The sequence below is a fragment of the Pseudomonas sp. UBA4194 genome, from assembly GCF_002379585.1.
Classification (GTDB): Bacteria; Pseudomonadota; Gammaproteobacteria; order Pseudomonadales; family Pseudomonadaceae; genus Aquipseudomonas.
In genome coordinates, this window is record NZ_DFUE01000071.1 from 1 (window position 1) to 26,186 (window position 26,186).

At 61.3% G+C, this 26,186-nt stretch carries 28 protein-coding genes; 19 read left to right on the forward strand and 9 right to left on the reverse strand.

The genetic code is table 11. The features are described 5' to 3' along the window. Positions 1–574: 574 nt before the first annotated feature. On the forward strand, positions 575–1,459 hold the full coding sequence (gene rhtA, locus B3397_RS17165) for a threonine/homoserine exporter RhtA (RefSeq protein ID WP_296252376.1): 885 nt from the start codon (positions 575–577) through the stop codon (positions 1,457–1,459). Between the two features lie 9 nt (positions 1,460–1,468). Here rhtA and B3397_RS17170 read toward each other — a convergent pair whose 3' ends face one another. Further along, the gene (locus B3397_RS17170) at positions 1,469–3,277 is read right to left on the reverse strand and encodes an aminopeptidase P family protein (protein WP_296252377.1); all 1,809 of its coding nucleotides are present in this window, start codon (positions 3,275–3,277) and stop codon (positions 1,469–1,471) included. Between the two features lie 181 nt (positions 3,278–3,458). Between B3397_RS17170 and B3397_RS17175 the strand changes: the two genes are divergently transcribed. Together B3397_RS17175 and B3397_RS17180 are read left to right on the forward strand one after the other, a co-directional pair. Continuing rightward, positions 3,459–4,562: a DUF3182 family protein gene (locus B3397_RS17175; protein WP_296252379.1), complete on the forward strand. Its 1,104-nt coding sequence runs from the start codon at positions 3,459–3,461 to the stop codon at positions 4,560–4,562. Beyond that, complete coding sequence (locus B3397_RS17180; protein WP_296252382.1) at positions 4,559–5,329, forward strand: alpha/beta hydrolase family protein; 771 nt, start codon at positions 4,559–4,561, stop codon at positions 5,327–5,329. The genes B3397_RS17175 and B3397_RS17180 overlap by 4 nt, the downstream gene beginning before the upstream one ends. Before the next feature lies 1 nt (position 5,330). On the opposite strand, the gene B3397_RS17185 is transcribed toward B3397_RS17180, so the two are convergent. Both B3397_RS17185 and B3397_RS17190 read right to left on the reverse strand, forming a co-directional pair. Further along, positions 5,331–5,594, reverse strand: coding sequence for a hypothetical protein (locus tag B3397_RS17185; protein ID WP_296252384.1), 264 nt, complete (start codon positions 5,592–5,594; stop codon positions 5,331–5,333). A 138-nt stretch (positions 5,595–5,732) separates the two neighbouring features. Further along, positions 5,733–6,296: a helix-turn-helix domain-containing protein gene (locus B3397_RS17190; protein ID WP_296252386.1), complete on the reverse strand. Its 564-nt coding sequence runs from the start codon at positions 6,294–6,296 to the stop codon at positions 5,733–5,735. Positions 6,297–6,485: 189 nt separating this feature from the next. Here B3397_RS17190 and B3397_RS17195 point away from each other — a divergent pair, with 189 nt between their 5' ends. From B3397_RS17195 to B3397_RS17220, 6 genes are read left to right on the forward strand one after another with little or no spacing between them, the layout of a single operon-like run. Continuing rightward, positions 6,486–9,404 carry a monovalent cation/H+ antiporter subunit A gene (locus tag B3397_RS17195; protein ID WP_296252388.1) on the forward strand — a complete coding sequence of 973 codons (2,919 nt, stop codon included), beginning with the start codon at positions 6,486–6,488 and terminating at the stop codon, positions 9,402–9,404. After that, complete coding sequence (locus tag B3397_RS17200) at positions 9,404–9,748, forward strand: Na+/H+ antiporter subunit C (protein ID WP_296252389.1); 345 nt, start codon at positions 9,404–9,406, stop codon at positions 9,746–9,748. Before B3397_RS17195 ends, B3397_RS17200 begins: the two co-directional genes overlap by 1 nt. Continuing rightward, the gene (locus B3397_RS17205; RefSeq protein ID WP_296252391.1) at positions 9,745–11,424 is read left to right on the forward strand and encodes a monovalent cation/H+ antiporter subunit D; all 1,680 of its coding nucleotides are present in this window, start codon (positions 9,745–9,747) and stop codon (positions 11,422–11,424) included. The genes B3397_RS17200 and B3397_RS17205 overlap by 4 nt, the downstream gene beginning before the upstream one ends. Next, entirely contained in the window at positions 11,421–11,909 is a 489-nt protein-coding gene (locus tag B3397_RS17210) for a Na+/H+ antiporter subunit E (RefSeq protein ID WP_296252393.1), read from the forward strand. The genes B3397_RS17205 and B3397_RS17210 overlap by 4 nt, the downstream gene beginning before the upstream one ends. Beyond that, entirely contained in the window at positions 11,906–12,184 is a 279-nt protein-coding gene (locus B3397_RS17215; RefSeq protein WP_296252395.1) for a K+/H+ antiporter subunit F, read from the forward strand. The genes B3397_RS17210 and B3397_RS17215 overlap by 4 nt, the downstream gene beginning before the upstream one ends. Next, positions 12,181–12,552 carry a Na+/H+ antiporter subunit G gene (locus B3397_RS17220; RefSeq protein WP_296252398.1) on the forward strand — a complete coding sequence of 124 codons (372 nt, stop codon included), beginning with the start codon at positions 12,181–12,183 and terminating at the stop codon, positions 12,550–12,552. Before B3397_RS17215 ends, B3397_RS17220 begins: the two co-directional genes overlap by 4 nt. A gap of 9 nt (positions 12,553–12,561) precedes the next feature. On the opposite strand, the gene B3397_RS17225 is transcribed toward B3397_RS17220, so the two are convergent. Beyond that, positions 12,562–13,575 (reverse strand): ABC transporter substrate-binding protein, encoded by a 1,014-nt coding sequence (locus B3397_RS17225; protein WP_296252400.1) that lies wholly within the window; start codon positions 13,573–13,575, stop codon positions 12,562–12,564. Between the two features lie 72 nt (positions 13,576–13,647). Next, entirely contained in the window at positions 13,648–14,115 is a 468-nt protein-coding gene (locus tag B3397_RS17230) for a hypothetical protein (protein ID WP_296252402.1), read from the reverse strand. Positions 14,116–14,604: 489 nt separating this feature from the next. On the opposite strand from B3397_RS17230, the gene B3397_RS17235 reads away from it, so the two are divergent. Beyond that, positions 14,605–14,841 (forward strand): DUF2789 domain-containing protein, encoded by a 237-nt coding sequence (locus tag B3397_RS17235; RefSeq protein ID WP_296252404.1) that lies wholly within the window; start codon positions 14,605–14,607, stop codon positions 14,839–14,841. 48 nt (positions 14,842–14,889) lie between these two features. Here B3397_RS17235 and B3397_RS17240 read toward each other — a convergent pair whose 3' ends face one another. Continuing rightward, a complete protein-coding gene (locus B3397_RS17240) occupies positions 14,890–15,294 on the reverse strand; it encodes a TraR/DksA family transcriptional regulator (protein WP_296252406.1) in 405 nt (134 codons plus the stop codon). A 283-nt stretch (positions 15,295–15,577) separates the two neighbouring features. Here B3397_RS17240 and B3397_RS17245 point away from each other — a divergent pair, with 283 nt between their 5' ends. After that, on the forward strand, positions 15,578–16,219 hold the full coding sequence (locus tag B3397_RS17245) for a YceH family protein (RefSeq protein ID WP_296252408.1): 642 nt from the start codon (positions 15,578–15,580) through the stop codon (positions 16,217–16,219). Positions 16,220–16,226: 7 nt separating this feature from the next. Here B3397_RS17245 and B3397_RS17250 read toward each other — a convergent pair whose 3' ends face one another. Beyond that, complete coding sequence (locus tag B3397_RS17250; RefSeq protein WP_296252411.1) at positions 16,227–17,045, reverse strand: shikimate 5-dehydrogenase; 819 nt, start codon at positions 17,043–17,045, stop codon at positions 16,227–16,229. Positions 17,046–17,229: 184 nt separating this feature from the next. On the opposite strand from B3397_RS17250, the gene B3397_RS17255 reads away from it, so the two are divergent. The 3 genes from B3397_RS17255 to pbpG all read left to right on the forward strand — a co-directional run bounded on the left by B3397_RS17255 (position 17,230) and on the right by pbpG (position 18,983). Next, complete coding sequence (locus tag B3397_RS17255; RefSeq protein WP_296252413.1) at positions 17,230–17,562, forward strand: hypothetical protein; 333 nt, start codon at positions 17,230–17,232, stop codon at positions 17,560–17,562. Positions 17,563–17,668: 106 nt separating this feature from the next. Beyond that, the gene (locus B3397_RS17260; RefSeq protein WP_296252414.1) at positions 17,669–17,848 is read left to right on the forward strand and encodes a hypothetical protein; all 180 of its coding nucleotides are present in this window, start codon (positions 17,669–17,671) and stop codon (positions 17,846–17,848) included. Between the two features lie 211 nt (positions 17,849–18,059). Further along, the gene (pbpG, locus tag B3397_RS17265; protein ID WP_296252417.1) at positions 18,060–18,983 is read left to right on the forward strand and encodes a D-alanyl-D-alanine endopeptidase; all 924 of its coding nucleotides are present in this window, start codon (positions 18,060–18,062) and stop codon (positions 18,981–18,983) included. Positions 18,984–19,096: 113 nt separating this feature from the next. Here pbpG and B3397_RS17270 read toward each other — a convergent pair whose 3' ends face one another. Continuing rightward, positions 19,097–20,071, reverse strand: coding sequence for a sensor domain-containing diguanylate cyclase (locus tag B3397_RS17270; protein ID WP_296252422.1), 975 nt, complete (start codon positions 20,069–20,071; stop codon positions 19,097–19,099). A gap of 90 nt (positions 20,072–20,161) precedes the next feature. Beyond that, a complete protein-coding gene (locus B3397_RS17275) occupies positions 20,162–20,620 on the reverse strand; it encodes a hypothetical protein (RefSeq protein ID WP_296252423.1) in 459 nt (152 codons plus the stop codon). Between the two features lie 209 nt (positions 20,621–20,829). Between B3397_RS17275 and B3397_RS17280 the strand changes: the two genes are divergently transcribed. The 5 genes from B3397_RS17280 to B3397_RS17300 all read left to right on the forward strand — a co-directional run bounded on the left by B3397_RS17280 (position 20,830) and on the right by B3397_RS17300 (position 26,128). Continuing rightward, positions 20,830–21,513, forward strand: coding sequence for a response regulator transcription factor (locus B3397_RS17280; protein ID WP_296252425.1), 684 nt, complete (start codon positions 20,830–20,832; stop codon positions 21,511–21,513). Beyond that, complete coding sequence (locus B3397_RS17285) at positions 21,491–22,882, forward strand: sensor histidine kinase (RefSeq protein WP_296252427.1); 1,392 nt, start codon at positions 21,491–21,493, stop codon at positions 22,880–22,882. The genes B3397_RS17280 and B3397_RS17285 overlap by 23 nt, the downstream gene beginning before the upstream one ends. Positions 22,883–22,884: 2 nt before the next feature. Further along, positions 22,885–23,547, forward strand: a complete 663-nt coding sequence (locus B3397_RS17290) for a response regulator transcription factor (RefSeq protein WP_296252429.1) — start codon at positions 22,885–22,887, stop codon at positions 23,545–23,547. A 105-nt stretch (positions 23,548–23,652) separates the two neighbouring features. Beyond that, on the forward strand, positions 23,653–24,897 hold the full coding sequence (locus tag B3397_RS17295; protein WP_414704400.1) for an MFS transporter: 1,245 nt from the start codon (positions 23,653–23,655) through the stop codon (positions 24,895–24,897). Continuing rightward, positions 24,881–26,128 (forward strand): arsenic transporter, encoded by a 1,248-nt coding sequence (locus B3397_RS17300; RefSeq protein ID WP_296252433.1) that lies wholly within the window; start codon positions 24,881–24,883, stop codon positions 26,126–26,128. Before B3397_RS17295 ends, B3397_RS17300 begins: the two co-directional genes overlap by 17 nt. Positions 26,129–26,186: the final 58 nt, after the last annotated feature.

Sequence of the window (26,186 nt, forward strand, 5' to 3'; positions counted from 1 at the left end):
CGCAATTCTCGAACCCGAAGACTCGAGGTAACTCTTTGATTTCTCGCGGAGTAGTTGTGATGCTGATAATCTTTTTGACTAGCAGTCTTAGCTCACAAGCACCCACACGAATTGCTTGATTCAATTGTTAAAGAGCGGTGGGTTGATTCTTTCGTCTCAACCGAGGCGCGCATTCTACGCTAGCCTCACATTCTGTCAAGCGTTTATTTTGAAGTTTTTCCGGAGAAACCTGAACAACTTCAACCACTTGACTCGCTCCGATCACTCGTTAGCGGGAGGCGAATTCTACAGCGTTTCAAACCGCTGTCAACCACCTTTTTCACCGCTATCGATCCAGAAGACCGAAACACCACCTCGCCGTTTACTTCGGTTAACTCATTGATAATCAAGGAGTTTTCCGTTTCGTCTGCGCCGGAAGTGGGGCGAATTATAGAGACATTGGCGGGGGCGTCAACCGCATATTTGCAGATAGCCCAAAAAAAGAAAAATGTGCAGTATATTGCCCAACCGCACGTCATTGGCCAGAATAGCCCCCCTCGGACCTTGTCCCCCTCACCACTGCCAAGAACAATCCATGACACCTTCACGCTCGCTTGCGTCTTCACTGTTTCCAATCGGCCTTCTATTGATAGCGATGGCGTCCATCCAAACAGGGGCATCGCTGGCCAAAGGCATGTTTCCCATCATCGGCGCTCAGGGCACCACCGCCTTGCGCCTGATCTTCGCCAGCCTGTTCATGCTGATACTGCTGCGCCCCTGGCGTGCCCGCTTCACCGTGCGCACGCTGCGAACAGTGTTCATCTACGGCATTGCCCTGGGTTTCATGAACTTCTTCTTCTATATGTCGCTGCGCACGGTGCCACTGGGCATTGCCGTGGCGCTGGAATTTACCGGCCCGCTGGCCGTGGCCATTCTTGCCTCGCGCCGCGCTGTCGACTTTGCATGGATAGGCCTGGCCATAGGCGGCTTGCTGCTGCTGGTTCCCATGGGGGACGTGAAATCAGGCATCGACCTCAATGGTGCCGCCTATGCGTTGGGCGCTGGCGTATGCTGGGCGCTGTACATTCTCTATGGCCAGAAAGCGGGCGAAGACAACGGTGTACAGACAGCCGCACTCGGCGTGATGATCGCTGCACTGTTCATTGCCCCTATCGGTATTGTTCATGCCGGATCGGCACTGCTGAACCTGGCGATACTGCCTACAGCCATCGCCGTGGCGATCCTTTCCACTGCCCTGCCCTACAGCCTGGAGATGGTTGCACTGGGCAAGATGCCGGCTCGTACCTTTGGCACGTTGATGAGCATGGAACCTGCGATAGGGGCATTATCCGGTTTGTTGTTCCTGCATGAGGTGCTCTCGGTCACCCAATGGATGGCAATCGGCGCGATTATCCTGGCCTCGGTGGGGGCGACCTTGACCATGCGCAAGGAGCACACACCCGCCGTCGCCGCCGATTAGCCCTTGTTTCTATACTGGTTGGGTACGCGCCCTCAGCCAGTCCAAGGCCGGGCCCTGCACCAATGGAGACAAGCGCGCGAACACTTGCGCGTGGTAGCCATTGAGCCACTCACGCTCCTGTTGCGACAGACTGGCCACGTTGATGCAACCGATATCGATGGGGCACAGGGTCAAGGTCTCGAAATTGAGAAACTCGCCGAACTCGCTGGTGCCAGCGCCCCGACTGAGCACCAGGTTCTCGATCCGCACGCCCCAACGACCGGGGCGGTAGGTGCCTGGCTCGATGGAGGTAATCATGCCTGGCTGCATGGCTGTCTGCGCAGTCGTAGCGGCTTGGTAGGCGATGACCTGGGGACCTTCGTGCACATTCATGAAGTAACCGACGCCGTGGCCGGTGCCATGTCCGTAATCCACGTTGTCTGCCCAGATTGGCGCCCGGGCGATCGCGTCGAGCAACGGTGACATGATGCCTTTCGGGAAGGTTGCCCGGGACAATGCGATCATGCCTTGAAGCACCCGGGTACAGTCGGCCTTCTGCTCGGTGCTGGGTTGCCCTATGGGGACCATGCGGGTGATGTCCGTGGTACCCCCTAGATATTGGCCGCCCGAGTCGATCAGCAGCAGCCCATCACCCTCGATAATCGCGTGGGATTGTTCCGTAGCCCGATAATGAGGCATCGCGCCATTGGCATTGAAAGCCGCAATAGTGGAGAAGCTCAAGGACACGAAGTTCGGACGACGCGCCCGCGCGGCAGTGAGTTGAGTATCGATGGTCAATTCGGTGACCGACTCGGTGCCCAGGGCGCTTTCCAGCCAGGCAAAGAACTCGCACAAGGCCGCGCCGTCCTGCTCCATGGCGCGCCGGATGTGGACAGCCTCAGCCTCATCCTTGCGTGACTTGCTCAAGGTGCTGGGATTGAGTGCTTCTATAAGGGTCACCTCACTGCCCAGGTGGCTCAGCAGGCCGCAGGTCACTCGGGCGGGATCGACCAGTACCCGGGAGCTGGAAGGAATATCCCCAAGAGCAGCGGCAATGTCTTGATAGTCGCGTACTTCAATGCCTTGATTGCTCAAGGTACCGCGAAGCTCAGGATCAACCTTCGTCAGTGTGGTGAACAGCGTCGCGCGCTGTTCGCCAATCAAGGCAAAGGCTACGAACACCGGATTGTAGGAAACATCGGCGCCGCGCAGATTGAACAGCCAGGCGATGTCATCCAACGTGGCCAAAAAATGCCAATCCGCGCCCTTCTCACGCATCTGCTCACGCAAGGTCGCGAGTCTCGCGTCACGGCTCTGCACGGCGTAGGGTGCAAGATGCTCGTAGATCTTGTGCTCAGGCAGAGGCGGCCGGTCACTCCATACCTCAGCCAGAACGTCGATATCGATCCGTAAGTTCGCGCCCTTGGCTTCGAGTTTTTCCCGCAGCAGGCGGGCGGAAGCCACAGCCATCACCGAGCCGTCCACCGCCACGCAGTAGCCCTGAGCCGACTGCTCACCCAACCATTCAAGAGGTCCGGGATTGCCAGGCTTGAGCTTCACCAACTGGATACCGCTGGCCACCAGCTCCGCTTCGGCCTGTTCCCAGTAGCGACTATCGACCCATAGCCCGGCGAACTCCTGGGTCACGACCAGCGTACCTACTGAGCCGTGAAAGCCGGAAAGCCATTGCCTGCCTTGCCAGAACCCCGGGAGGTACTCGGACAAATGAGGATCCGCCGACGGTACCAGCAGCGCGTCGATATGTTCGCGTGCCATGACGGCTCGAACGTCCGATAGACGCTTGGTCACGGGATTGGCGGCGGGCAATGGCTGACTCATGGGTTCTCCTCAAGGCTGCTTCTTTCAAGACTGTCGATAATGGCGAAACCCGTCACTAGCGGCAACCTCGGGACCATTTATCAGTGTTTCTGAACTATCACCGCGATTATCGCTTCAACATTTCATCGACACCCTGACACTTTGCAGCTCGCCCTTTGAAGCCGACGCAAGGAGTAGCACCATGCCGAGTCGAACGCCACGCAAGACAGGCGTAGCCCTGATGAACGGCGGCGTAGAGCCGCCGGAACATGAGCTGGCGGTCCATCAAGGCCTGGCCATTCGCATCGCCACGCTGCTGGGCACTCGCTTTCTGGACGAAGACGAGTCGCTGCATACCACCGACAGCAACCTCTACTATCTCCCTACACAGACCCTGATCGATTCCAACCGCTATCGCGCCATGGGAATCCTCACGGTCGACGATTTCTTCGGTGGTCTGGTGGACAGGCCATTCATGGCGACCAAGGCCATTTCCCATGTACTTCCTGAACAAGCCGCCGCTGTAGAAGGCTGGACACCCGACTTCGCCCGCGTGGCCGGTGACGCGTTGCTTGAAGGCTTTACGGTGTTCAATCTCGCCGATGCGCTGGTCGCCGGTCAGCTGATGCTGCAAACCGCGCCATTACGGATAAAACCGGTCAGAGCCACTGCGGGCCGCGGTCAGGTGGTGATTCATGATCGCAACGAACTGGACCTGGTGCTCAGCCAGATGGACGAAGAGGAAGTGACGGTGTGGGGGCTGGTACTGGAAGAGAACCTCAGCGACGTGCAGACCTATAGCGTGGGCCAGGTTCAGGTGGCCGGCATTACCGCGAGCTATTTCGGCAAGCAAAGCCTGACGCGTGACAATGACGGCATCGAAGTCTACGGCGGCTCCGAACTGGTGGTGACTCGCGGGGACTATTCGCAGTTGCTGCAACTGGACATGGACGCGGCGACTCGGCTGGCGGTGCAGCAGGCGCAACGCTATGAACAGGCCGCAGTGCAAACGCTCGACGGGTTTCTGGCTTCGAGGCGCAACTATGACATTGCCCGCGGTACGGCCCACGACGGTCGGGTACGCAGCGGCGTGATGGAGCAGTCCTGGCGTGTTGGCGGCGCCAGCAGCGCGGAGGTATTGGCACTGGAGGCTTTCGCGGCCGATCCGAAGCTGAATCAGGTGATTGCGTCGACCCACGAGATATTCGGTGACTGCGTACTACCGGCCGACGCCACCTTGTTCTACCAAGGCAATGACGCGGCCGTTGGACCGATCAGCAAATATGCACGGATAAGGACCCTATGAGCATAAACAGTGAAAAAGTCGATATTGCGGTAGATGACGAGCACATCGCCGGCACCCTCCTCAGCCCTAGCCCGAAAGTGCCCGGCATTCTTTTCGTCCACGGCTGGGGCGGTAGTCAGCAGCGAGACCTGGCCAGGGCGAAGAACATTACCGGCCTGGGTTGCGTGTGCCTGACTTTCGACATGCGTGGCCATGAGCAGACCTACAGCCAGCGCCAGAGCGTGACTCGGGAACAGAATCTTAACGACCTGCTGGCCGCCTATGACCGTCTCGTCAGCCACCCTGCCGTGGACAAATCGGCCATCGCGGTAATCGGCAGCAGCTACGGCGGCTACCTGGCGACCATTCTGACCCACATGCGTCCGGTGCGCTGGCTGGCCTTGCGCGTGCCGGCGCTGTATTGGGACAACGAGTGGAGCGTACCCAAGTACGCCTTGAACCGAGAAGAGTTGCAGCACTATCGGCGTACGGCGTTGAGCCCCGCAGACAACCGGGCACTGGCGGCATGCGCAGAATTCATGGGGGACGTGTTGCTGGTGGAGTCGGAGCAGGATGATTTCGTGCCGCACACGACATTGATGAGTTATCGGTCAGCGTTCGTCAGTGCTCATTCACTGACCCACAGGATCGTCGACGGGGCCGATCATGCCTTGTCCACGGACGCCAACCAGAAAGCCTACAGCGCCATGCTTACGGCGTGGATCAGCGAGATGGTGATCGGTGATCGATTGGATAAATACCCTCACCACTCACCTCACTACTCGTGACTCAGCCCTGGCGATCCTTGCTGGGCGTGCTGCGCTCTGCGCTGACCTCGCCCATGCCTGGGAAGCCGTAAGGGGCAGGCTGCTGGCGCTCTAGCTGCAGCTTGGTGCGCTGGTACTCATCGTAGGACAATCCCCGGCGGTAAAGCGCCTCGAGGGCCAACTGATGAGTTTCTTCGACGCTGTAGGGGCGGTCTTCGGGATGGGTCGCGCAACCGCTGACGACCAGTGTGGCTACAACCATGAGGGTGGCAAGCAAGCGATTCATGAACATCTCCTTTTTTTCGTAGTGTCCAGAACCAGAGTGCTGAACCCGTCATTCGATAAGGAGAAGTTACGCCTGCAACCAGGCTTGCAGAAATCACTCGGGATGATAGTGGCTATCGGCAGAACATTGCCGGTTGCTCTAGATGACGACGTTGCGAATGAAGCGCACCGCCACATCACCTTCGTTGCGGTAGGTATGAGGTTCGTTGCTGGGGTACATGAGGAATTCCCCCGCGGCCAGCACGCGCTGCCGCTCGCCAATGACCACCGTCAACTGTCCCTCGAAAACGTACAGCTGCTCGCTCCAACCGTCGGCATCGGCTTCGGAGGCATAGGTTTCGCCCGGCTCGAGTCGCCATTCCCACAGCTCCACTTCCTTGGTCGCGACGGCGCTTGCCAGTAACACGGCCTTGCTGCCAGGCCGGGTGCCCGCCCAGGCCAACTCGTTGATGCGGCTGGGGTCGCGGTTTTCCGGCGTCTGGATCAAATCACTGAAGGCCACATCGAGCGCCTCGGCGATACGGTCCAGCGTGGTCAGACTGACGTTATTTTCGCCGGCCTCGATTGCCACCAGCATGCGTCGACTAACGCCTGAACGCTCGGCCAAGGCAGTCTGCGACAGATCAGCGGCGTGTCGCAGGCGGCGAACGTTAAGGCTGACATGCTGCAATACTGATGCCCTGGGGCTAGGGTCTTTGTCCACGTGAGATTCCGCTGTAAGGGGGGTTGATTTGCCGACGCGCCGGAAGGACACGGAGCTATCCACTGCAAAAACTTGTCATAAAAAAACAAGTGGTTACACCATTCTTGTAGGATTCTGCCACAGCTTGCGGGTTGGTGATCGCAGAGTGACACCGTATGATTCTTCCATATTCCTGCAGATTAGAAGCCTATGTCCTTGATAGTTCTACTGCTTCTGCCCTTCGTCGGGAGCTGTTTGGCAGCCTTGCTGCCCCATAATGCACGTAACGCCGAATCGTTGCTGGCCGGGTTGGTTGCCTTGGCGGGCGCTGTGCAAGTGGCCATGCTATATCCGCAAATCGCCGACGGTGGCGTGGTTCGTGAAGAGTTTCTGTGGCTGCCGAGCCTGGGTCTGAACCTGGTATTGCGGCTGGACGGATTTGCGTGGCTGTTCTCGCTGCTGGTGCTGGGCATCGGCACGCTGGTGTCTCTGTATGCCCGTTACTACATGTCGCCACAGGACCCGGTGCCGCGTTTCTTCGCGTTCTTCCTGGCGTTCATGGGCGCGATGCTGGGCCTGGTGATCTCCGGCAATCTGATCCAGATGGTGTTTTTCTGGGAGCTTACCAGCCTCTTCTCGTTCCTGCTGATCGGTTACTGGCACCACCGCGCCGACGCCCGCCGCGGCGCCTACATGGCGCTGATGGTCACAGGCGCCGGTGGGCTGTGCCTGCTTGCCGGTGTATTGCTGCTGGGCCACGTGGTAGGCAGCTACGACCTGGACATCGTGCTGGAAGCGGGCAACGTCATTCGCGCCCATGCTCTTTACCCCGTGCTGCTGACGTTGATTCTGATCGGCGCACTGACCAAAAGCGCGCAGTTTCCATTCCATTTCTGGCTGCCCCATGCCATGGCGGCGCCTACTCCGGTATCGGCGTATCTGCACTCGGCAACCATGGTCAAGGCCGGCGTTTTCCTGCTGGCGCGACTATGGCCTTCCTTGTCGGGAAGCGAGCAGTGGTTCTGGATCGTCAGCGGTGCGGGCGCCTGCACGTTGTTGCTGGGTGCCTACGCGGCCATGTTCCAGAACGACCTCAAGGGCCTGCTGGCTTACTCGACCATCAGCCACCTGGGCCTGATCACGCTGCTGCTGGGTCTGAACAGCCCTCTGGCAGCGGTAGCCGCAGTGTTCCACATCCTCAATCACGCCACGTTCAAGGCTTCCTTGTTCATGGCGGCGGGGATCATCGACCATGAAAGTGGGACGCGAGATATTCGCCGCCTCAGCGGCCTGTTCAGGCTGATACCCTTCACCGCCACGCTGGCGATGGTGGCTAGCGCGTCCATGGCTGGGGTGCCTTTGATGAACGGGTTCCTGTCCAAGGAAATGTTCTTCGCCGAAACGGTGTTCATCAGCGCGACCAAATGGGTGGAGATCGCTCTGCCGGTGGTTGCCACTCTGGCGGGGACGTTCAGTGTGGCCTATTCGCTGCGCTTTACCGTCGATGTCTTCTTCGGCCCTCCGGCCCATGACCTGCCCCATACGCCCCACGAGCCGCCGCGCTGGATGCGCGCGCCGGTGGAGCTGTTGGTGCTGACCTGCCTGGTGGTGGGTATCTTCCCGGCCCAGTCGGTGGCGCCGTTCCTCGCCGCAGCCGCCTTGCCGGTAGTCGGTGGCGAGCTTCCCGAATACAGCCTGGCAATCTGGCACGGCTGGAACGCACCGATGATCATGAGTCTGATCGCGATGTCGGCGGGGGTGCTGCTGTACCTGCTGTTGCGCCGGCAGTTCCGCCATGGCCGGCTGCGCTACCCGCCGATCATCGAGCGGTTCAACGGCAAGCGCATGTTCGAGCGCGCCCAGGTCGCGATCATGCGTCTGGCCAGGCGCCTGGAATTGCGTCTGACCACCAAACGTCTGCAGGCTCAATTGTTCATGCTGGTACTGGTGGCGTTCGTTGCTGGCCTGGCACCGATGCTGTACAGCGGCCTGAGCTGGGGTGATCGTCCGAAGATTCCCGGATCGGGGGTGTTCGTCATTCTCTGGTTGATTGCCATCGCCTGCGCCCTGGGCGCTGCATGGCAGGCCAAGTACCATCGCCTGGCGGCCCTGACCATGGTCAGCGTGTGCGGCTTGATGACCTGCGTGACCTTCGTGTGGTTCTCCGCGCCGGACCTGGCGCTGACCCAACTGGTGGTGGAAGTGGTGACCACTGTGTTGATTCTGCTGGGCCTGCGCTGGCTGCCGCGGCGCATCGAAGACGTGGTGCCCTCCCCCGCCAGCCTCAACCGGGCCAAGCTGCGGCGTCTGCGTGACCTGGGCCTGGCCGTTCTGGTGGGCGGTGGCATGGCGTTGCTGTCGTATTCGATGTTGACCCGCGCGACACCCAACTTCATTTCCGAGTTCTACCTGAGCAAGGCATTGCCCGAGGGCGGCGGAACCAACGTGGTCAACGTCATGCTGGTGGACTTCCGCGGTTTCGACACGTTGGGTGAGATCACCGTTCTGGCTGCCGTGGCGCTGGCCATCTTTGCCCTGCTGCGGCGTTTCCGGCCGCCGAAGGAAAGCATGCAGCTGCCCGCCCAACAACGCCTGTTGGCGCCTGATGTGGCCACAGACCTGGTCAACCCACGCAGCGCCGATGACACGGCGCTGGGCTTCATGATGGTGCCCGCTGTGCTGGTGCGGCTGCTGTTGCCTGTCGCCGTGGTGGTCTCGATGTACCTGTTCATGCGCGGCCACAATCAGCCGGGCGGTGGTTTCGTCGCCGGTCTGGTGATGTCGGTGGCGTTCATTCTTCAGTACATGGTGGCCGGCACGCAGTGGGTGGAGGCGCAGATGCGTCTGCGGCCGCTGCGCTGGATGGGTACGGGCCTGCTGTGTGCCACCCTTACCGGCCTGGGCGCGATGGCGTTGGGTTATCCCTTCCTGACCACCCATACCGCGCACCTGCACCTGCCGTTGCTGGGCGATATCCATGTCGCCAGCGCGCTGTTCTTCGATGTCGGCGTGTATACCGTGGTGGTCGGCGCAACGCTGCTGATCCTCACGGCCCTGGGCCACCAATCGGTGCGCGCCCACAGGCCTTCGAGCCTGCCCAAGGCCGTCGCCCCCAAAGGAGCCGTTTGATGGAAGAAGTGATTGCAATCGCGATCGGGGTGCTGGCCGCCTCGGGGGTATGGCTGATCCTGCGCCCACGGACGTTCCAGGTAGTGATGGGGCTGTGCCTGCTCTCCTACGGCGTCAACCTGTTCATCTTCAGCATGGGCAGCCTGTTCATCGGCCGCGAGCCGATCATCAAGGAAGGCGTGCCACAGAACCTGCTCAATTACACCGACCCGTTGCCCCAGGCGCTGGTGCTGACCGCGATCGTCATCAGCTTCGCCATGACCGCATTGTTCCTGGTGGTGTTGCTGGCGTCTCGGGGCCTGACCGGCACTGACCATGTCGATGGCAGGGAGCCAAAGGAATGAGCTGGATGCCCCATTTGATCGTTGCACCCATCATTCTGCCGCTGTTCACCGCCGCACTGATGATGATGCTGGGCGAAAAGCATCGCCCACTCAAAGCGCGGATCAACCTGTTGTCGAGCATGCTAGGGCTGGCAATCGCCTGCTACCTGATGTGGTGGGTGCAGGCACAGGGTCAGGCCAGCTCGATTGGTGTGTACCTGCCCGGCAATTGGCAGGTGCCCTTCGGAATCGTGTTGGTGGTGGATCGACTGTCGGCACTGATGCTGGTGCTCACGGGCATTGTCGGGGTATGTGCCCTGCTGTTTGCCATGGCCCGCTGGGACCGTGCCGGCGCCAGTTTCCATGCGCTGTTCCAGATACAGCTGATGGGCCTGTACGGTGCGTTCCTTACCGCCGACCTGTTCAACCTGTTCGTGTTCTTCGAGGTATTGCTGGCGGCGTCCTATGGACTGATGCTGCACGGCTCGGGCCGTGCCCGGGTATCGGCGGGGCTGCATTATATTTCGATCAACCTCTTGGCCTCATCGCTGTTCCTGATTGGCGCGGCAATGATCTACGGGGTGACTGGCACGCTGAACATGGCCGACCTGGCCATGAAGATTCCGTTGGTGCCGGAGGCCGATCGCGGCCTGCTGCATGCCGGCGCTGCGATCCTGGCCACGGCGTTCCTTGCCAAGGCAGGTATGTGGCCACTGAACTTCTGGCTGGTACCGGCCTACTCCGCCGCCAGCGCGCCGGTGGCCGCATTGTTCGCGATCATGACCAAGGTGGGTGTGTACACCTTGCTGCGGCTATGGACCTTGCTTTTTTCCGGCCAGGCTGGGGCTTCGGCGCATTTCGGCGGAGACTGGTTGATCTATGGCGGCCTGGCCACCATCGGCGTCGCCGCACTGTGCATCGTCGCTGCGCAGCGTCTGGAACGCATGGCCAGTTTGAGCATCCTGGTCTCGGCCGGCATATTGCTGTCGGCTATCGGCTTCGGTCAGGTCGGGTTGATCGCCGGAGCCCTGTTCTATCTGGTCAGCTCCACCCTCGCGCTGAGTGCCCTGTTCCTGCTGGCCGAGCTGATCGAACGCTCGCGCTCGGCCAACGAGATTCCGCTGGAGGAGGACGCCGACCCGATGCCGCTGCCGGTGGAGTCCCTGCACCCACCCAAGGGCATCAATCTGGATGACGAGCAGAAGGCCGTGGTAGGTCAGGTCATTCCCTGGACCATGGCGTTTCTAGGCTTGAGCTTCATCGCCTGTGCGCTGCTGATCATTGGTATGCCGCCGCTGTCGGGATTCATCGGCAAGTTGAACCTGATCAGCGCCTTGCTGAACCCCAAGGGGCTGGGTGTCGATTCGGAGCAAACTCTTAGTCCCGCGGCGTGGGCGTTCCTGGCCCTGTTGATACTCTCGGGACTGGCATCGCTCATCGCCCTGACACGCGTAGGCGTGCAGCGCTTCTGGACGCCCCAGGAGCGGCCTTCGCCGTTGCTGCGGCGCAACGAGTGCGTGCCGATCATGATTCTGCTGGGGCTGTGCGTGCTCCTGGCGGTGCGGGCCGAGCCTCTGCTGCGCTATACGGCAGACACCGCGGCGCTGCTGGATGATCCCAAGCAATACGTGATGACCGTGCTGGGTACTCAGCCCATCCCAGGGCCCACCACGGTCAGCCTGGAGGTCGAACCATGAAGCGTCTGTTTCCGGCCCCCCTGTTGTCGGTAGCCCTGGCGGTGCTGTGGCTGCTGCTGAATCTGTCCTTGAGCGCGGGCAATGTCATTCTGGCGCTGCTGCTGGGGTGGCTGGCGCCGCTGTTGATGTCGCCATTGCGTCCACAGCAAGTGCGCATCGGTCGGCCAGCGGCCATCCTGCGCCTGTTGCTGCGAGTCGGCCTGGATGTGCTGGTGTCCAACCTGCAGGTGTTCTGGAAGGTCTGGAACCTCGACCGCACGCCGCCCAAATCTGCGTTCGTCGAGGTGCCGCTGGATCTGCGCGATGCCAATGGCCTGGCGGCTTTGTCAACCATTACCACGGTCATTCCCGGCACCGTGTGGTCCGAACTGGCATTGGATCGCAGCGTGCTGTTGATGCATGTTTTCGATCTGGACGATGAGCCCGCCTTCATCGAGCACTTCAAGCACACCTATGAACGTCCGCTGATGGAGATTTTCCAATGAGCGCCCTGCTATCCAATGCCATCGTGATCAGCCTATTCGTCTTTGCATTGGCGATGTTGCTGACACTGGTACGCCTGTTCAAGGGCCCTTCAGCTCAGGATCGGGTCCTGGCACTGGACTACCTGTATATCCTGGCCATGCTGATGATGTTGGTGCTGGGTATTCGCTACGCCAGCGATACCTATTTCGAAGCGGCGCTGCTGATCGCGCTGTTCGGATTCGTGGGCTCCTTCGCCCTGGCCAAGTTCCTGCTACGCGGTGAGGTGATCGAATGACGTCGCTCCAGACCCTGCCCCTGTGGGTAGAAATCGCCACCGCCGCGCTGCTGCTCATCAGCAGTCTGTTCGCCCTGACCGGCGCCATTGGCCTGGTGCGCTTGAAGGACTACTTCCAGCGCATGCACCCACCGGCACTGGCCTCGACCTTGGGCGCCTGGTGCGTGGCACTGGCCTCGATCCTGTATTTCTCGGCGCTCAAGCAGGGGCCGATCCTGCACGCCTGGCTGATTCCGATCCTGTTGTCCATCACGGTGCCCGTGACCACCCTGCTGCTTGCCCGAGCTGCGCTGTTTCGCAAGCGCACCGCCGGTGAAGCAGTGCCAGCCGAAGTCAGCAGCCACCGCAGCGACAGCGGCGGCCACTGAGTCACTGAATCACTGCAGACTCGCCGTCACCTTGGCGGCGACCTCCTTTGGCAGCCAGGCCTGCCACACCTCTGGATGATTGCGCAGGAACGCTTCGCTGGCCTGGCGCGGCGGCGTACGGCTTTTGCTCATGTCAGCCAATGCCTTGTTCAACGGCTCGATGGGCAGCTGGACCTTGGCAAAGAATTCGGCAAGTTGCGGGTACTGGGTCTGAAACGGCGTCGACACGCCAATGGACAATTTCGAGGGCAGTGAGCGAGTGGGCTTGGGATTGGGGTTGTCGGCATTGGTCAGGGTCGCCCAGGCTTGGGCATCGAACGCCGGCTCCTCGAGTTGGATCAGTTTGTAACGCCCCAGCAGCGGGGTCGGCGACCAGTAGTAGAACAGCACGGGTTTGCCAAGGCGGATGGATGAGGCAATCTCGGCATCCAGTGCGGCTCCCGAGCCGGAGCGGAAGTTCACGTACTGATCGCTCAGGCCATAGGCCTTGAGCTTCTGGGCGTTGACCACTTCGGAGGTCCAGCCGATGGGGCTGTTGAGAAAGCGCCCTTTGCCCGGACTCTCTGGGTCCTTGAACACATCCTTATACTTGGGCAAGTCGTAAACGCTGCGCAGATCCGGCGCCAGGGGCGCGATGCCTTTGGCGGGGTCGCCCTTGACCACGTATTCAGGCACAAACCAGCCCTCGGTGGCGCCCTTGACCGTATCACCCAGGCCGGCCACTTTTCCTTCGGCCTCGGCCTTGACCCAAACCGGGCTGCGGCCTGCCCACTCTTCGGCGATCACCTGGATATCGTTTTTGGCCAGGGCAGTTTCCAGGGTGATGGTGGTGCCCGGCTGGGTGTTGGTCGGCAGGCCATAGCCTGTTTCGACGATATAGCGCAGAAGCTCGGTGATCAGGCTGCCGCTTTCCCAGTTCAGGTCAGCGAAGCGGATGGGCTCGGGCTCGGCGTGTACCGGGGCGGCCATCGACAACCACAGGCCGGCGCCAGCAGCGCCCAACCAGGCACGTATTCCTTTCATGCAGTGTTCCTCGTAATACGATCAGTGACTTGAATCAGTCACCTCACTGTAGCCGAGGTTCCGTCAGGTGAACTACTCGCTGGCCTTGAACGTCAGCTCACCCTTGCGCCACTTCGCAGCCTTGCCGGTGGCCGCCTTGAGAATCTTACCCAACCCTGTCTGCAACTGTTCGTGGGCGGCAAACACCAACATGACCGTTTGCCCTTCCTTGAACACGATGCCCTCGCCTTCCGGCACACTGACGAACGCATATTCGCCAAGCCCATAGACAGTAAGTTTGATGTCGCGAAACTTGAGTTCGAACTTTCCGCCTTCGCGACTGGGCAATACCGCCGCGCGGAAGTGATCGCCTACTTTGAGTTCCAGCCGTGGCTTGTCGTCCACCACCAGCGCGGTCTCGGTATCGAGCTCGGCCATGTAGATGCCCTCGGCACTCTGCTCGGTGACGTAGACGAACCGCGATTGAAACAGCTTGACCAACTGGGCGCGCAAGTCGCCCAGCACGAACAAGGCGTGCATATCCAGATTACTTACTGCCAATGAAGAATCCTCGACTCGAAAACTTGACCATCGTGCACTGACGGGTACGCACGACGGGATAAAGACGCCACAGGCGTCACACGGTCAACACTGAGTGAACAGCCACGAGAGCGTACTCACCGCAGAGCGCAATAACTAAAAGAATAAACGCTGGTTCGATAGGGAAAACGACGATTCAGCGTGAAGGAAATCGCGAACGGATGCCAAGGAATGAGAAATTCCCGATCGACGTGTCGGCGGACACGGCTGTTTGCGCCCCAATGAAACCCATTCTACTCGCAGTCTGGAAAGGGGGGCCAGCCACCATTGATACGTACCGAGCAAGCGACGTCAGCGATCCTGGCGAATAGTACCCAATTGCGCCGTGGGAAGGTCAAGCGCTTTATGGCCCGACGGCTAGGCGCAGCAGTTCGAACTCTGGCGCGGACTGCGCCTCAGATGATGTGTACCCACATAACCGAGGCCGGTCGCGGCCGATGAGGAATCAAAATGGAATTGCCGAACCCAAGCCTTGCCACATTATTCGACCAGATGGGGTTGGACAGTGATGAAGACAGCATCGAAGCGTTCATTGCCGCTCATCCGCTGGATCAGGACACCAAGCTGGTGGATGCGGACTTCTGGAGCGACTCGCAGCGTCGGCTGCTCAAGGAGGAACTGCGCTCGGACGGCGAGTGGGCACCGATTGTCGACGAGCTGAATCAGCGCCTGCATCCACAGGGCTAGCGCCGATGCGACAGCCCCCGCCTGGCGCGGGGGGCTGTCGAGCAAGCATCAGGCCTGACGCTGATGCTTGTCGATCTGCTCGTGGCGCTCCTGCGCTTCGATGCAGTACTTGGTGGTCGGGCTGATCAGCAGGCGCTTCAAGCCAATGGGCTCGCCGCTGTCGTCACACCAGCCGAAGCTGTCATCGGCAATCCGGCCCAAGGCCATTTCCAGCTGCGGCAACAGGCGCTGGTCGCGATCGATCACATTGACCAGCCAGTGACGCTCTTCTTCGACAGAAGCGGCATCGGCAGGATCGGCAGGCGTGTCCAGGCTCTCGATGGCTACACGGCTCTGCTCGATGCGTTCCTGGGTCTCGACCTTCATGGCCTGCAACAGACCAGTGAAGTAGGCCAGTTGCTCGGCGTTCATGTAGTCATCAGCCGGCATGGCCAGCAACTTTTCCTTTGTCATTGATTTCTCTGTAAACAATAGTGCGTTAGGGCAAATCAGGAAGCCCGCGACGCCCTTGGCAGCGCAGGCATAATTCTCCAAGCGCCACTCGGCACTCACTCAAGAGGGGCGGCAGTCTAAGGCCGGTTTTCGCGCGCAGCAACAACAAATTTGGCAGGCAGACCCGTGGCTTGCCGAACACCGCATGCGCTGTGCCCAGCCTCACCAGCCTCTAGAGCAACGGGACCCGGTTGTGCTGCTTTTATTGCATACTTGGCGTCCACTACTGCCAGGGGATCGCGCCATGTCCAACGAGCCACATACTTGCGCTACGCCACAGCTGGACGCCATCGAAATCCGCGCACTGGGCGCGTTGATCGAAAAACAGGCCAGCAACCCCGAGACCTATCCCCTGACCCTCAACGCACTGGTACTGGCCTGCAACCAGAAGACCAGCCGCGAGCCGGTCACCAGCCTCACCCAGGGTCAGGTAGGCCAGTGCCTGCGCGCTCTGGAGGGCCGACAGATGGCGCGACTGGTGATGGGCAGCCGTGCCGATCGCTGGGAACATCGCCTGGACAAGGCGCTGGAGCTGGTGCCGGCGCAACTGACCTTGATGGGTCTGATGTTCCTGCGCGGTCCGCAGACCCTCAACGAACTGCTGACCCGGAGTGCGCGCATGCACGACTTCGAGGACAGCGAGCAGGTGCTGCATCAGCTCGAGCGCCTGATTGCCCGAGGCTTCGCCCTGCACCTGCCACGTCAGGCGGGCCAACGGGAAGACCGCTACACCCACGCGCTAGGTGACCCTGCCGATATGGAAGCGATCATCAGCGCCCGCCAGCAGGCGCCGGAGCGCACCACAGGCGCCGTGAGCGCCGAGCGTATCGACGAGTTGGAAGCACGGATCGCGGCGCTGGAGGAACGTCTGTCACGGCTTGAATGAACGGGCGTCAGCCGCGCGCATATTCGGTAGCCGCGCGCAGCTGCTCGGCACTTGGCCGGACACCGGTGTAGAGCACGAATTGCTCGAGGGCCTGGATGGCAATGACCTCCAGCCCCGTGATCACTGGCTTGTTGAGGCTGCGGGCGTGGAGGATCAGCGGGGTTTCAGAGGGCAGTGCCACTACATCGAACACACTGTCGGCCGCCTCGATGGCTGCGGGTGCAAACGCCAGTTCATGCTCCTGGGGGCCGCCGCTCATGCCCACAGGCGTGACATTGATCAGCAATTGCGGTCTGGAGTCACCCAGCTCTGCCTGCCACGGGTATCCGCAGGCGTCCGCCAGGGCGCGACCCGTTTCGTAGTTGCGCGCGATGATCAGCCCGTTGGCGAACCCGGCATCCCGAAAGGCTGACGCCACGGCCTTGGCCATGCCGCCGCTGCCGTGCAGGGCGAACGAGGTATCCGGGGCCAGACCGTGCCGATCGATCAATTGGCGAATGGCGATGTAGTCGGTGTTGTAGGCTTTGAGCCGACCGTCGCTGTTGACCAGGGTATTGATGGACTGGATGGCAGCGGCCGAGGCGTCCAGCTCATCGACCAGCGCGATGCAGGCCTCCTTGTACGGCATCGAGACGCCGCAGCCGCGGATACCCAATGCCCGGATGCCCGCCACAGCAGCGGGCAAGTCATCGGTAGTCATGGCCTTGTAGTAGTAATTGAGGCCCAACTGTTCATACAGGTGGTTGTGAAACCGTACGCCGAAGGTGCCGGGCCTTCCGGCCAAGGACATGCATAGCACGGTATCGCGGTTGGGGCTGATGGACATTCGGGCCTCCCAGGCATTGGTTTGTATCGATGTTGTGACCAAAAAGTCGCTAGGACCTTACACAATATTTACCCATGGATGGGGACGCTTTTTGGCCTTTCTTTGTCATAGTGTTATCCCCGGCGAAATGATTTGAATCTATTGCAGGTTTAAGCGCCAAGGGTGAGAGACACGAGGAACCATCATGATTCGTCATATTCCCAGGATTGCCTTGCTTGTTGGCGCACTGGCGGTTGCCGGCCAGGCCTCCGCCCATGGTGGCGGCGGCTGGAATGGCGCTGGCCCAGGGATATTGGGAGCTGTTCTGGGCGCTGCGGTCGTCGGCGCCGTGGTGTCGTCCAACGCACCCCAACGGGTGTACGTAGAACAGCAGCCGGTCTATATACAGCCACAGCCGGTGTACGTGCAGCCGCAACCGGTCTACGTGCAGCCCTATCCTGTATACGCAGCGCCGCCGCCTCCGCCGCGGGGCTACTATGGCCCGCCGCCGGTGTATTACGGCCCGCCACGCTGGTAACGGCAGGTGTGATAGGGACCGTCAATGATCACTATCGAGCGTGATGATTTCTGTGAAGAACGCCAAGCCCGTATCTTCAGCACCATGGAATCACCTGGAGGTCATCATGCCCACACTCAAGATCATGTCGGTCATCGGCAGCGCCGTTCCTGAAAAGCTTCGCGACCTGGGCTTGCTGGCCTGCTGGTACGTGGTCAAGGATGGCGAGCCTGTTGCCGGCCCGCTGCCTTCCCTGCCCCACGCCAGGCAAGCCTATGCGTCGCTCAATGCCACACTGAGCAACTGACGACAGCGCTGCATCGTCGTCCTCGAAGCCCCGCCCATGCGGGGCTTTTTGCTGTGTGCAACAGGCGAATTACGATTTCTTCAGTTGTGCCCCATCAGCGCGCACGACAATCGACAGGCGCTTTGCCATACTCCAAAATGTAACGCTTTTTTCAAGCATTACCGCCTCTAACAATTCGGCCTAAAGCCTCCATTCTCCAGTGAGCGCACGCGTGAAGACCCCGTTATCCCTTTTCAGCCTGTTGTTGGTCCTTGCCGCTACTTCCGTTACCACGCCCGCTGCCTGGGCTGCCGAAAAAGCTGCCATTCCTCGCGACCCCTCGCAGTTGCATCTGGCGTCGGGCAGCGCGCTGCTCATCGATCTGCAAACCGACAAGGTCGTCTACGAGAACAATGCCGACCACGTAGTGCCCATCGCCTCGGTCACCAAGTTGATGACGGGCATGGTGGTGCTCGACGCCAAGCAGTCCATGAGCGAAGTGATTGACGTCGATATCAGCCAGACCAAAGAAATGAAAGGCGTGTTCTCTCGGGTCAAGCTTGGCAGCGAGATGAACCGCCGGGATATGCTACTGATTACCCTGATGTCGTCGGAGAACCGCGCTGCAGCGACCCTGGCCCACCACTATCCGGGTGGCTACAACGCGTTCATCGCGGCGATGAATGCCAAGGCCAAGGCGCTGGGCATGACCCATACCCGTTATGTGGAGCCCACCGGGCTTTCGATCAATAACGTGTCGACGGCCCGCGACTTGGCCAAACTGTTGGTTGCCGCTCAGCACTATCCGTTGCTCAGCGAGCTGAGCACCACCCGCGAGAAAACCGTAGCGTTCAAAAAACCCAGTTACACATTGGGTTTTCATAATACCGATCACTTGATCAACAAGAATGACTGGGACATCAAGATCACCAAGACCGGTTTTACCAACCAGGCCGGGCATTGCCTGGTGCTGGTGACCCGCATGGGCGGTCGCCCGGTGGCGATGGTGATTCTGGATGCCTTCGGCAAATACACCCACTTCGCCGATGCCAGCCGCTTGCGCAAATGGGTGGAAACCGGCAAAAGCAGCGCCCCACCCGCCGTCGCCATGGATTACAAGGCGCAAAAGAAGCAAATGCGCTCCGTCTCGGAATAACCTGTAGCACCGGCGTAAGCCGGGTCCGGGGTTTTGGTGGGTTAGGGGTTTTGGTGGGTTAGGGGTTTTGGGGGGTTAGGGATACATTGGGATGGACGCGGCTTACGCCGCTGCTACAGTCGGGCGGGGCGTTTGGATGCTTGTTTTTGCGCGTACATGGCGCCATCGGCGTCGGCCAGCAGCCGCTTGATGCTGTCATGCCGGGCTGGATCGTATTCGATGCGGCCTACGCTGTACTGGATTGCATACCGGCGCCCTTGCTCGTGATTCTTGGCGATGAGCGCCTGCTGCAGTCGGGCGACAATGGCGTCGCCGTCGGCGGCATTGGAGCCCAGCAGCAGGGCGACGAACTCATCGCCCCCCAGGCGGCCGATCACATCCATCTCCCGCAGGGTTTTACGCAGCACCTGGGCAAAGGTGACCAACGCCTTGTCGCCCTCGGCATGGCCGTAGGTGTCGTTGATGACTTTGAAGTCGTTCAGGTCGAAGAACAGCAGCGACGCCGGCGTGCCCATGCGCTTGCACATGCTCAGGGCATGTTCGGCCAGCGCTTCGAAGCCGCGGCGATTGGACAGGTGAGTCAGGTCATCCAGGCTGGCCAGTTGCAACGCCTCGATCTCGCGCTCGGCCATGCTCGCCAGGTCCCGCAACAGCCCGCGCTCCTCCACATCCAGCACACGTGGCCGGGTGTCGATCAGACACAGCGTCCCCACGTTGCTGCCGTTGCCGACCTTCAGCGGGCAGCCAGCGTAGAAGCGTATGTGCGGTTCGCCCGTGACCAACGGATTGTCGTGGAAGCGTTCATCGCTGCCAGCATCGGGAATCATCAGGATCTGGTCGCTGAGAATGGCGTGGCCGCAGAACGAGACGTCCCGGGACGTCTCGGTGGTGCCCAGGCCCTGACACGACTTGAACCACTGACGATTGCTGTCGACCAGACTGACCAGGGCAATGGGCACATCGAACAGGCGCCGGGCCAGACGTGTAAGCCGGTCAAAGCGCTCCTCGGGGGCGCTGTCTAGAATGTTCAGAGAACGCAGCGTATGCACACGCTCGCTTTCGTGAGCAGGCTTGGCGGGGGCCAGCATGGATCAAGCTCCTTGGAATATTCCTGTTACAAGCCTAGCCCATGCCATTGGCGACTAAAATGATGGCCAAACGCCAAGCGGCCCTGGATTTCAAGCCGTGGTGCTGACCATCGAGCCCGAGGTACTGGTTCCCGAGTCCTGCATGGCCTGGAGCAGCGCCGCCGTGGCGGTCTGCAAGGCCGCAGAAGTGGCCACCACCTGCGCCTGCGCCGCCGCTACGGCAGCGGCCTTGGCATCTTCGCTCATCTGGCTCGACTGGGCCCGCGCCAGTTCCTGCTGTTGTTCCTGCAATTGCTTTTGCAGCTCGGCGATCTGCTTCTGCAACTCCTTGATGGTATCGGAGGTGCCGCTGCTGCTCCCGGAGGCTCCGCCCGCACCGCCCGCCCCGCCGACAGGGGCGTTCTTCTGAACTGCATTGTCCCCGCTGGCAGCGGCTGTGGCGTCGGTGGTGGCGCTCGCCGTGTCGGCGCTCACTGCGGTAGCACTGGTGCCGGTACTGATGGGGGTATGGATGCTCAGGTTGCTGGCGATGTTACCGATAGTGCTCATGGCGATTTCCTGTCGAATGATGCTGTAACCGTTACATCGGCCCGTTGCTGGATACCTTGAGAAATAGCGTGTAACAACAGCGATACCCAGAACGCTCGATTCACTGCTTGCGTGTAAAGGCGCAAGATGAAAAAAACTTCAACAAGCCGCTGGCCGATTGTTGGCACAATGCCGCTGTCTCTAGCAGAAACCAACGGGTAGCAACCATCATGACTCGCGTACTGACCATCGAAGACGATGCCGTGACCGCCAAGGAAATCGTCGCTGAACTGAGCAGCCACGGCCTGGAGGTGGATTGGGTCGACAATGGCCGCGAGGGGCTGGTCAAGGCCGTGAGCGGCAATTATGACGTGATCACCCTGGACCGCATGCTGCCCGAACTGGATGGCCTGGCCATCGTCACCACCCTGCGCACCATCGGTGTAAGCACGCCGATCCTGATGATCAGCGCGTTATCCGATGTCGACGAGCGCGTGCGCGGCCTGCGTGCCGGTGGCGATGACTACCTGACCAAACCTTTCGCGTCCGACGAAATGGCGGCGCGGGTGGAAGTTCTGCTGCGACGCAACAGCGCCGTGACCACCGCCGACACCGCGCTGCGGGTGGCGGATCTGGAACTGGACTTGATGACCCGTGAGGCGCGCCGTGGCGAACAGCCGCTGAACCTGCTGCCCACCGAGTACAAGCTGCTGGAATTTCTGATGCGCAATGCTGGGCAGATTCTGACCCGCATGATGATCTTCGAGGAGGTCTGGGGCTATCACTTCGATCCCGGCACCAACCTTATCGACGTGCACATCGGCCGTCTGCGCAAAAAGATCGACCCGCCAGGTACCGCTCCGCTGATCAAGACCGTGCGAGGCTCGGGTTATGTCATTGCCGAACCCGTCTAAGGGCTGGCGTTCATCCAGCAGTCGGCTGCTGGCGCTGTACAGTTTTCTGTTCGTGGCGTGGAGCAGCATCCTGCTGGGGGTGCTGTACTACGAGGTGTCCACCTACCTGGCCAGCCTGGCGCGGCATTCGTTGATGCAGCGTCAGCACCTGTTCTCGCGCTTTCATGGGCTGGCACTGAACGAGGCCCTGGCTGCCAGCGAAGCCTTCGACGACCGCACCTTCGACGCCTACGGCCTGTTCGACGACCAACTGCGTCCGCTGGCCGGCGAGCTGGTGCAGGTGCCTCGCGGGCTGCCGCTGGACGGCCAGATCCACGACCTGGACAACTGCATCGACAGTGACAATCCGCAGATTCCTCAGGACAGCTGCGATGCCGTGGCCATGCGTACCCTCGATGGCCGCTGGTTGGTATTGGTGCGAGACAACGGCTCCCTGTTCGCGGTCACCCACATCATTCTGCGAGCCCTGCTGTGGGGTATTTCCCTGACCATCATTCCCGGATTGATCGGTTGGCATCTGCTGCGCCGGCGGCCCTTGCGGCGTATTCGCGCCATAGAAGCCAGTGCCGCGGCAATCGTGGCTGGTGACCTGACGACGCGGCTGCCGCTATCCAATCGCCGTGACGAGCTGGACATGCTGGCCGCCATCGTCAACACCATGCTCGAACGTATCGAACAGCTGATGATCGAGGTCAAGGGCGTCTGCGACAACATTGCCCACGACCTGCGTACGCCGCTGACACGGCTGCGGGCCCAGCTCTATCGCATCCAGCAGCAGGCGCCGGAGTCATCGACCCAGGCACTGCAACTGGACGAGGTGATCGCCGAGACGGATACGCTGATGGCACGCTTTCGCGGCCTGTTGCGCATTTCGGAAATCGAGGATCACCAACGCCGCTCCGGTTTCGTCTCGTTCGACCCCCAGCCGTTGTTGCATGAGCTGCACGACTTCTACCTGCCGCTGGCCGAAGACGAGCAGGTCAACCTGCGCCTGGACGTGCCTGGCAGCCTGCCCAGCCTGCACGGCGATCGGGCGCTGCTGTTCGAGGCCATCGGCAATCTGCTCAGCAACGCCATCAAGTTCACGCCACCCCACGGGCTGGTGGTGCTGCGTGCGGTTGCCGAGAACGGTGCCACGCGCATCGAGATCAGCGACAGCGGCCCCGGCATTGCCCCCGAAGAGCGTGAGGCGATCTTCCAGCGTTTCTATCGCTGTGAAGACGGCACCCAACACAGCGGTTTCGGCCTGGGGCTGTCGATCGTCGCAGCCGTGGTCAATCTGCATGGTTTTACAATCGAGGTCGGTAGCAGCGAACAGGGTGGTACGTGCATGACCCTGTGGTGCCGGCAAAGCAAAGCATTGGTGTGAACATGAGCCTGTTGTATATCGCGCAGAACCCGGACGCTGGCTTGCTGGATGCCTTGGTCACGGCCGGCCATGAAGTGCAGTCCATCGTCCCGGCGTCGGCCGAGCAAGCGCTGACCGGTGGCGATCATGCCTTCATCCTGCTGGCACTGGAGCAGATGCAGCCGGACCTGCTGGCCCTATGCGTCGAGCATCGACGCCAGGCGGCGGTCATGGTGCTGCTCAACGGCAGCGATCGCCAGGCACGCATTGCCGCGCTGCGCGCTGGCGCCGATGTCTGCCTGGCGCAGCCGATCAGCGCGATCGAGTTGTTGGCGCGCATGCAGGCGCTGTCCCGCGAGCACACTGTCATGCCCGCGCCGCCACCAGCGCGGCTGTGGTTGTCGCCTTCGCGTCTGATGCTGGGGCGCGGCAAGCGTCAGCAGCCGTTGACCGTCAGCGAACATCGTTTGCTGGCAGTGCTCGCGCGCAATCCCGGCGCGGTCAGTCGTCAGTCCATCGAAATGCAATTGTGGGGCGCCAGCGCCGAATCCCGCGCGGCGTTGATCGAACGGCACGTCTGCAACCTGCGCCGCAAGCTGGCCGAACTGGACTCGCCCGACGCCCTGCAGACCTTGCGTGGCTTCGGCTACAGCCTGCGTGAGGCGGTGGTGATGCGCACCGACTGACGGAGCCGACGACCGGCTTTGCGACGCTGTATGGAGGCTGGAACTTAAGCCGAGAAAATTCACTCATTCTCTGTGCGTACCCCTTCCCGCCCAGAGATGACCATCTTGGCCACATCCGCTGCTTCGCGTCGCAACGAGCTGTCTCTGGACGGGCTGAACTTCTTTCTGGCAGATGTACGCGACGGACTGGGTCCGTACCTGGCGATCTATCTGCTGGCGGTGCACAAATGGGACCCCGCCAGCATCGGCGTGGTGATGACCCTGGCAGGGCTGGCCGCGCTGCTGACCCAGACGCCTGCCGGGGCGCTGATCGACCGCACTCGCTACAAACGCGGTGTGGTCATCGTCGCAGCCCTCTTGGTCACGGCCAGTTGCGTGATCCTACCCTTCATCGATTCCTTCGCCGTGGTCACCGCGACCCAGGCGCTGAGTGCAGTCGCCGGGTCTGTGTTCGCGCCCGCCATCGCCGCTATCTCGCTGGGCATCACCGGGCCCAAAGCCTTCACCCGGCGTACTGGACGCAATGAAACCTTCAACCATGCCGGCAACGCGTGCGCCGCGTTGCTGGCCGGTGGTTTCGCCTATTGGTTCGGGCCTGTCGCGGTGTTCTACCTGATGGCGGCCATGGCAATCGCCAGCGTGGTGGCGGTCAGTTGCGTGTCGGCTGCAGCGATCGACCATGCCGTGGCGCGAGGAATGGAGCCGGCGCAAAGAGACCATCACGAGCCGCCCTCCGGGCTCAAGGTCCTGCTGAGCAACCGATCTCTGCTGGTGTTCGCCGTGTGCTGCGCCTTGTTTCACCTGGCCAACGCCGCGATGCTGCCCCTGGTCAGCCAGAAGCTGTCGCAGATCGACCTGAGCATGGCCACCCCGCTGACCTCGGCCTGTATCGTTGCCGCGCAACTGGTGATGGTGCCGGCGGCCTTGCTGGTGGGGGCGCGCGCCGATCAATGGGGGCGCAAGCCGCTATTGCTGGCGGGATTCGCGATCCTGCCCATCAGAGGCGTGCTGTACACCTTCTCCAGCGACCCTTACTGGCTGGTCAGTGTGCAATTGCTCGATGGCATTGGTGCTGGCTTGTTCGGTGCGCTGTTTCCGCTGGTGGTCAAGGACCTGACCCAGGGCACCGGCCGGTTCAATGTCAGCCTGGGCGCGCTGACCACCGCATTTGGCCTGGGTGCGGCGCTGAGTAACGGGCTGGCCGGCTTCGTTGTCCAGCAGGCCGGCTACAACGCGGCTTTCCTGACCTTGGCCGGCGTCGCTGCGGCAGCGCTGGTGCTGCTGTTGGTGGCCATGCCGGAGACTTTGCGCGACCGTGTGGAGGCGCTGCCGCTTGCCGCACGCTCATGAAATCATCTGGGCTATCAGCCTGCTGACCACGGCGGGCATCATCCTGCATCCGTGGCGCGTTCCGGAGTTCGTCTGGGCCGTGCTGGGCGCCTGCGCACTGGTTATCGGCGGACTGATTCCGTTGCCTGCGGCGCTGGCCGCCATTGCCAAGGGCAACGACGTCTATCTGTTCCTGACCGGCATGATGCTGTTGGCTGAGCTGGCGCGGCGCGAGGGCTTGTTCGACTGGCTGGCGACCCTGGCGGCGGGCTATTCGCGCGGCAGTGCGCGGCGGCTGTTCGACCTGGTGTTTCTGGTCGGCACGCTGGTCACGGTGTTCCTCTCCAACGACGCCACCGCGGTGGTGCTGACGCCCGCGGTGTATGTCGCGGCGCGGGCGGCGGGTGCTTCCGCGCTGCCCTACCTGTTCATCTGTGCGTTCATCGCCAATGCCGCCAGCTTCGTGTTGCCCATCTCCAACCCTGCCAACCTGGTGATCTTCGGCGAGCATATGCCGCCCTTGCTGGACTGGTTGGCGCGCTTCAGCTTGCCGTCACTGGCGGCCATCGTGATGACCTATGGGGTATTGAGGTTTACTCAACGGGCCCATCTGCGCCAGCCACTCACACGGACGCCTGAGGTGCCTGCCTTGGGCACGGGAGCACGGTTGACGGCATGGGGGTTGGGTTTCACCGCCGTATTGCTGCTGGTGGTCTCGGCGCTCAATCGCGAGTTGGGCTTGCCTACTTTCATCGCCGCCGTGGCCACCCTTGCTCTGGTGCATGGGCGAGAGTGGCGCAACCCCTGGCCGGTCTGTCGAGGCGTGGCGTGGGGCGTCCTGCCGTTGGTGGCAGGGTTGTTCGTACTGGTCGAGGCCGTGGGGCATACCGGGGTGAGTGCGTATCTGGCTGGAGGGTTGGCGCGACTGGCGGACACTTCACCGGTGCAGGCCAGTTGGCTGGCCGGAGTGGCGGTGGCCCTGGCCAGCAACGTGGCGAACAACTTGCCGGTTGGGCTGTTCAGCGGCTCGATCAATCAGCTGGCGGACCTGCCCGCCGAGGTCACCAGTGCATTGGTGATTGGGGTGGATCTGGGGCCGAACCTGTCGGTGACGGGGTCGTTGGCCACGCTGTTGTGGCTGATTGCGGTACGGCGCGAGGGGGTGCAGGTCAGTGCGTGGGGGTTCTTGAAGTTGGGGGCGTTGGTGATGCCGCCGGCTTTGGTGGCGGCGTTGGTGTTGGTGGGGGTTTAGGGGGGTTGGGATTGGATTGGATTGGACTGGATTTGGGTATGGGTTGGGATTTGGGGTG

Bases quoted from the DNA above. Each gene is read 5' to 3' on its own strand.
- rhtA (WP_296252376.1), top strand. From the start codon at position 575: ATGACACCTTCACGCTCGCTTGCGTCTTCACTGTTTCCAATCGGCCTT.
- B3397_RS17170 (WP_296252377.1), bottom strand. From the start codon at position 3,277: ATGAGTCAGCCATTGCCCGCCGCCAATCCCGTGACCAAGCGTCTATCG.
- B3397_RS17175 (WP_296252379.1), top strand. From the start codon at position 3,459: ATGCCGAGTCGAACGCCACGCAAGACAGGCGTAGCCCTGATGAACGGC.
- B3397_RS17180 (WP_296252382.1), top strand. From the start codon at position 4,559: ATGAGCATAAACAGTGAAAAAGTCGATATTGCGGTAGATGACGAGCAC.
- B3397_RS17185 (WP_296252384.1), bottom strand. From the start codon at position 5,594: ATGAATCGCTTGCTTGCCACCCTCATGGTTGTAGCCACACTGGTCGTC.
- B3397_RS17195 (WP_296252388.1), top strand. From the start codon at position 6,486: ATGTCCTTGATAGTTCTACTGCTTCTGCCCTTCGTCGGGAGCTGTTTG.
- B3397_RS17200 (WP_296252389.1), top strand. From the start codon at position 9,404: ATGGAAGAAGTGATTGCAATCGCGATCGGGGTGCTGGCCGCCTCGGGG.
- B3397_RS17205 (WP_296252391.1), top strand. From the start codon at position 9,745: ATGAGCTGGATGCCCCATTTGATCGTTGCACCCATCATTCTGCCGCTG.
- B3397_RS17210 (WP_296252393.1), top strand. From the start codon at position 11,421: ATGAAGCGTCTGTTTCCGGCCCCCCTGTTGTCGGTAGCCCTGGCGGTG.
- B3397_RS17215 (WP_296252395.1), top strand. From the start codon at position 11,906: ATGAGCGCCCTGCTATCCAATGCCATCGTGATCAGCCTATTCGTCTTT.
- B3397_RS17220 (WP_296252398.1), top strand. From the start codon at position 12,181: ATGACGTCGCTCCAGACCCTGCCCCTGTGGGTAGAAATCGCCACCGCC.
- B3397_RS17225 (WP_296252400.1), bottom strand. From the start codon at position 13,575: ATGAAAGGAATACGTGCCTGGTTGGGCGCTGCTGGCGCCGGCCTGTGG.
- B3397_RS17235 (WP_296252404.1), top strand. From the start codon at position 14,605: ATGGAATTGCCGAACCCAAGCCTTGCCACATTATTCGACCAGATGGGG.
- B3397_RS17240 (WP_296252406.1), bottom strand. From the start codon at position 15,294: ATGACAAAGGAAAAGTTGCTGGCCATGCCGGCTGATGACTACATGAAC.
- B3397_RS17245 (WP_296252408.1), top strand. From the start codon at position 15,578: ATGTCCAACGAGCCACATACTTGCGCTACGCCACAGCTGGACGCCATC.
- B3397_RS17250 (WP_296252411.1), bottom strand. From the start codon at position 17,045: ATGTCCATCAGCCCCAACCGCGATACCGTGCTATGCATGTCCTTGGCC.
- B3397_RS17255 (WP_296252413.1), top strand. From the start codon at position 17,230: ATGATTCGTCATATTCCCAGGATTGCCTTGCTTGTTGGCGCACTGGCG.
- B3397_RS17260 (WP_296252414.1), top strand. From the start codon at position 17,669: ATGCCCACACTCAAGATCATGTCGGTCATCGGCAGCGCCGTTCCTGAA.
- B3397_RS17270 (WP_296252422.1), bottom strand. From the start codon at position 20,071: ATGCTGGCCCCCGCCAAGCCTGCTCACGAAAGCGAGCGTGTGCATACG.
- B3397_RS17275 (WP_296252423.1), bottom strand. From the start codon at position 20,620: ATGAGCACTATCGGTAACATCGCCAGCAACCTGAGCATCCATACCCCC.
- B3397_RS17280 (WP_296252425.1), top strand. From the start codon at position 20,830: ATGACTCGCGTACTGACCATCGAAGACGATGCCGTGACCGCCAAGGAA.
- B3397_RS17285 (WP_296252427.1), top strand. From the start codon at position 21,491: ATGTCATTGCCGAACCCGTCTAAGGGCTGGCGTTCATCCAGCAGTCGG.
- B3397_RS17290 (WP_296252429.1), top strand. From the start codon at position 22,885: ATGAGCCTGTTGTATATCGCGCAGAACCCGGACGCTGGCTTGCTGGAT.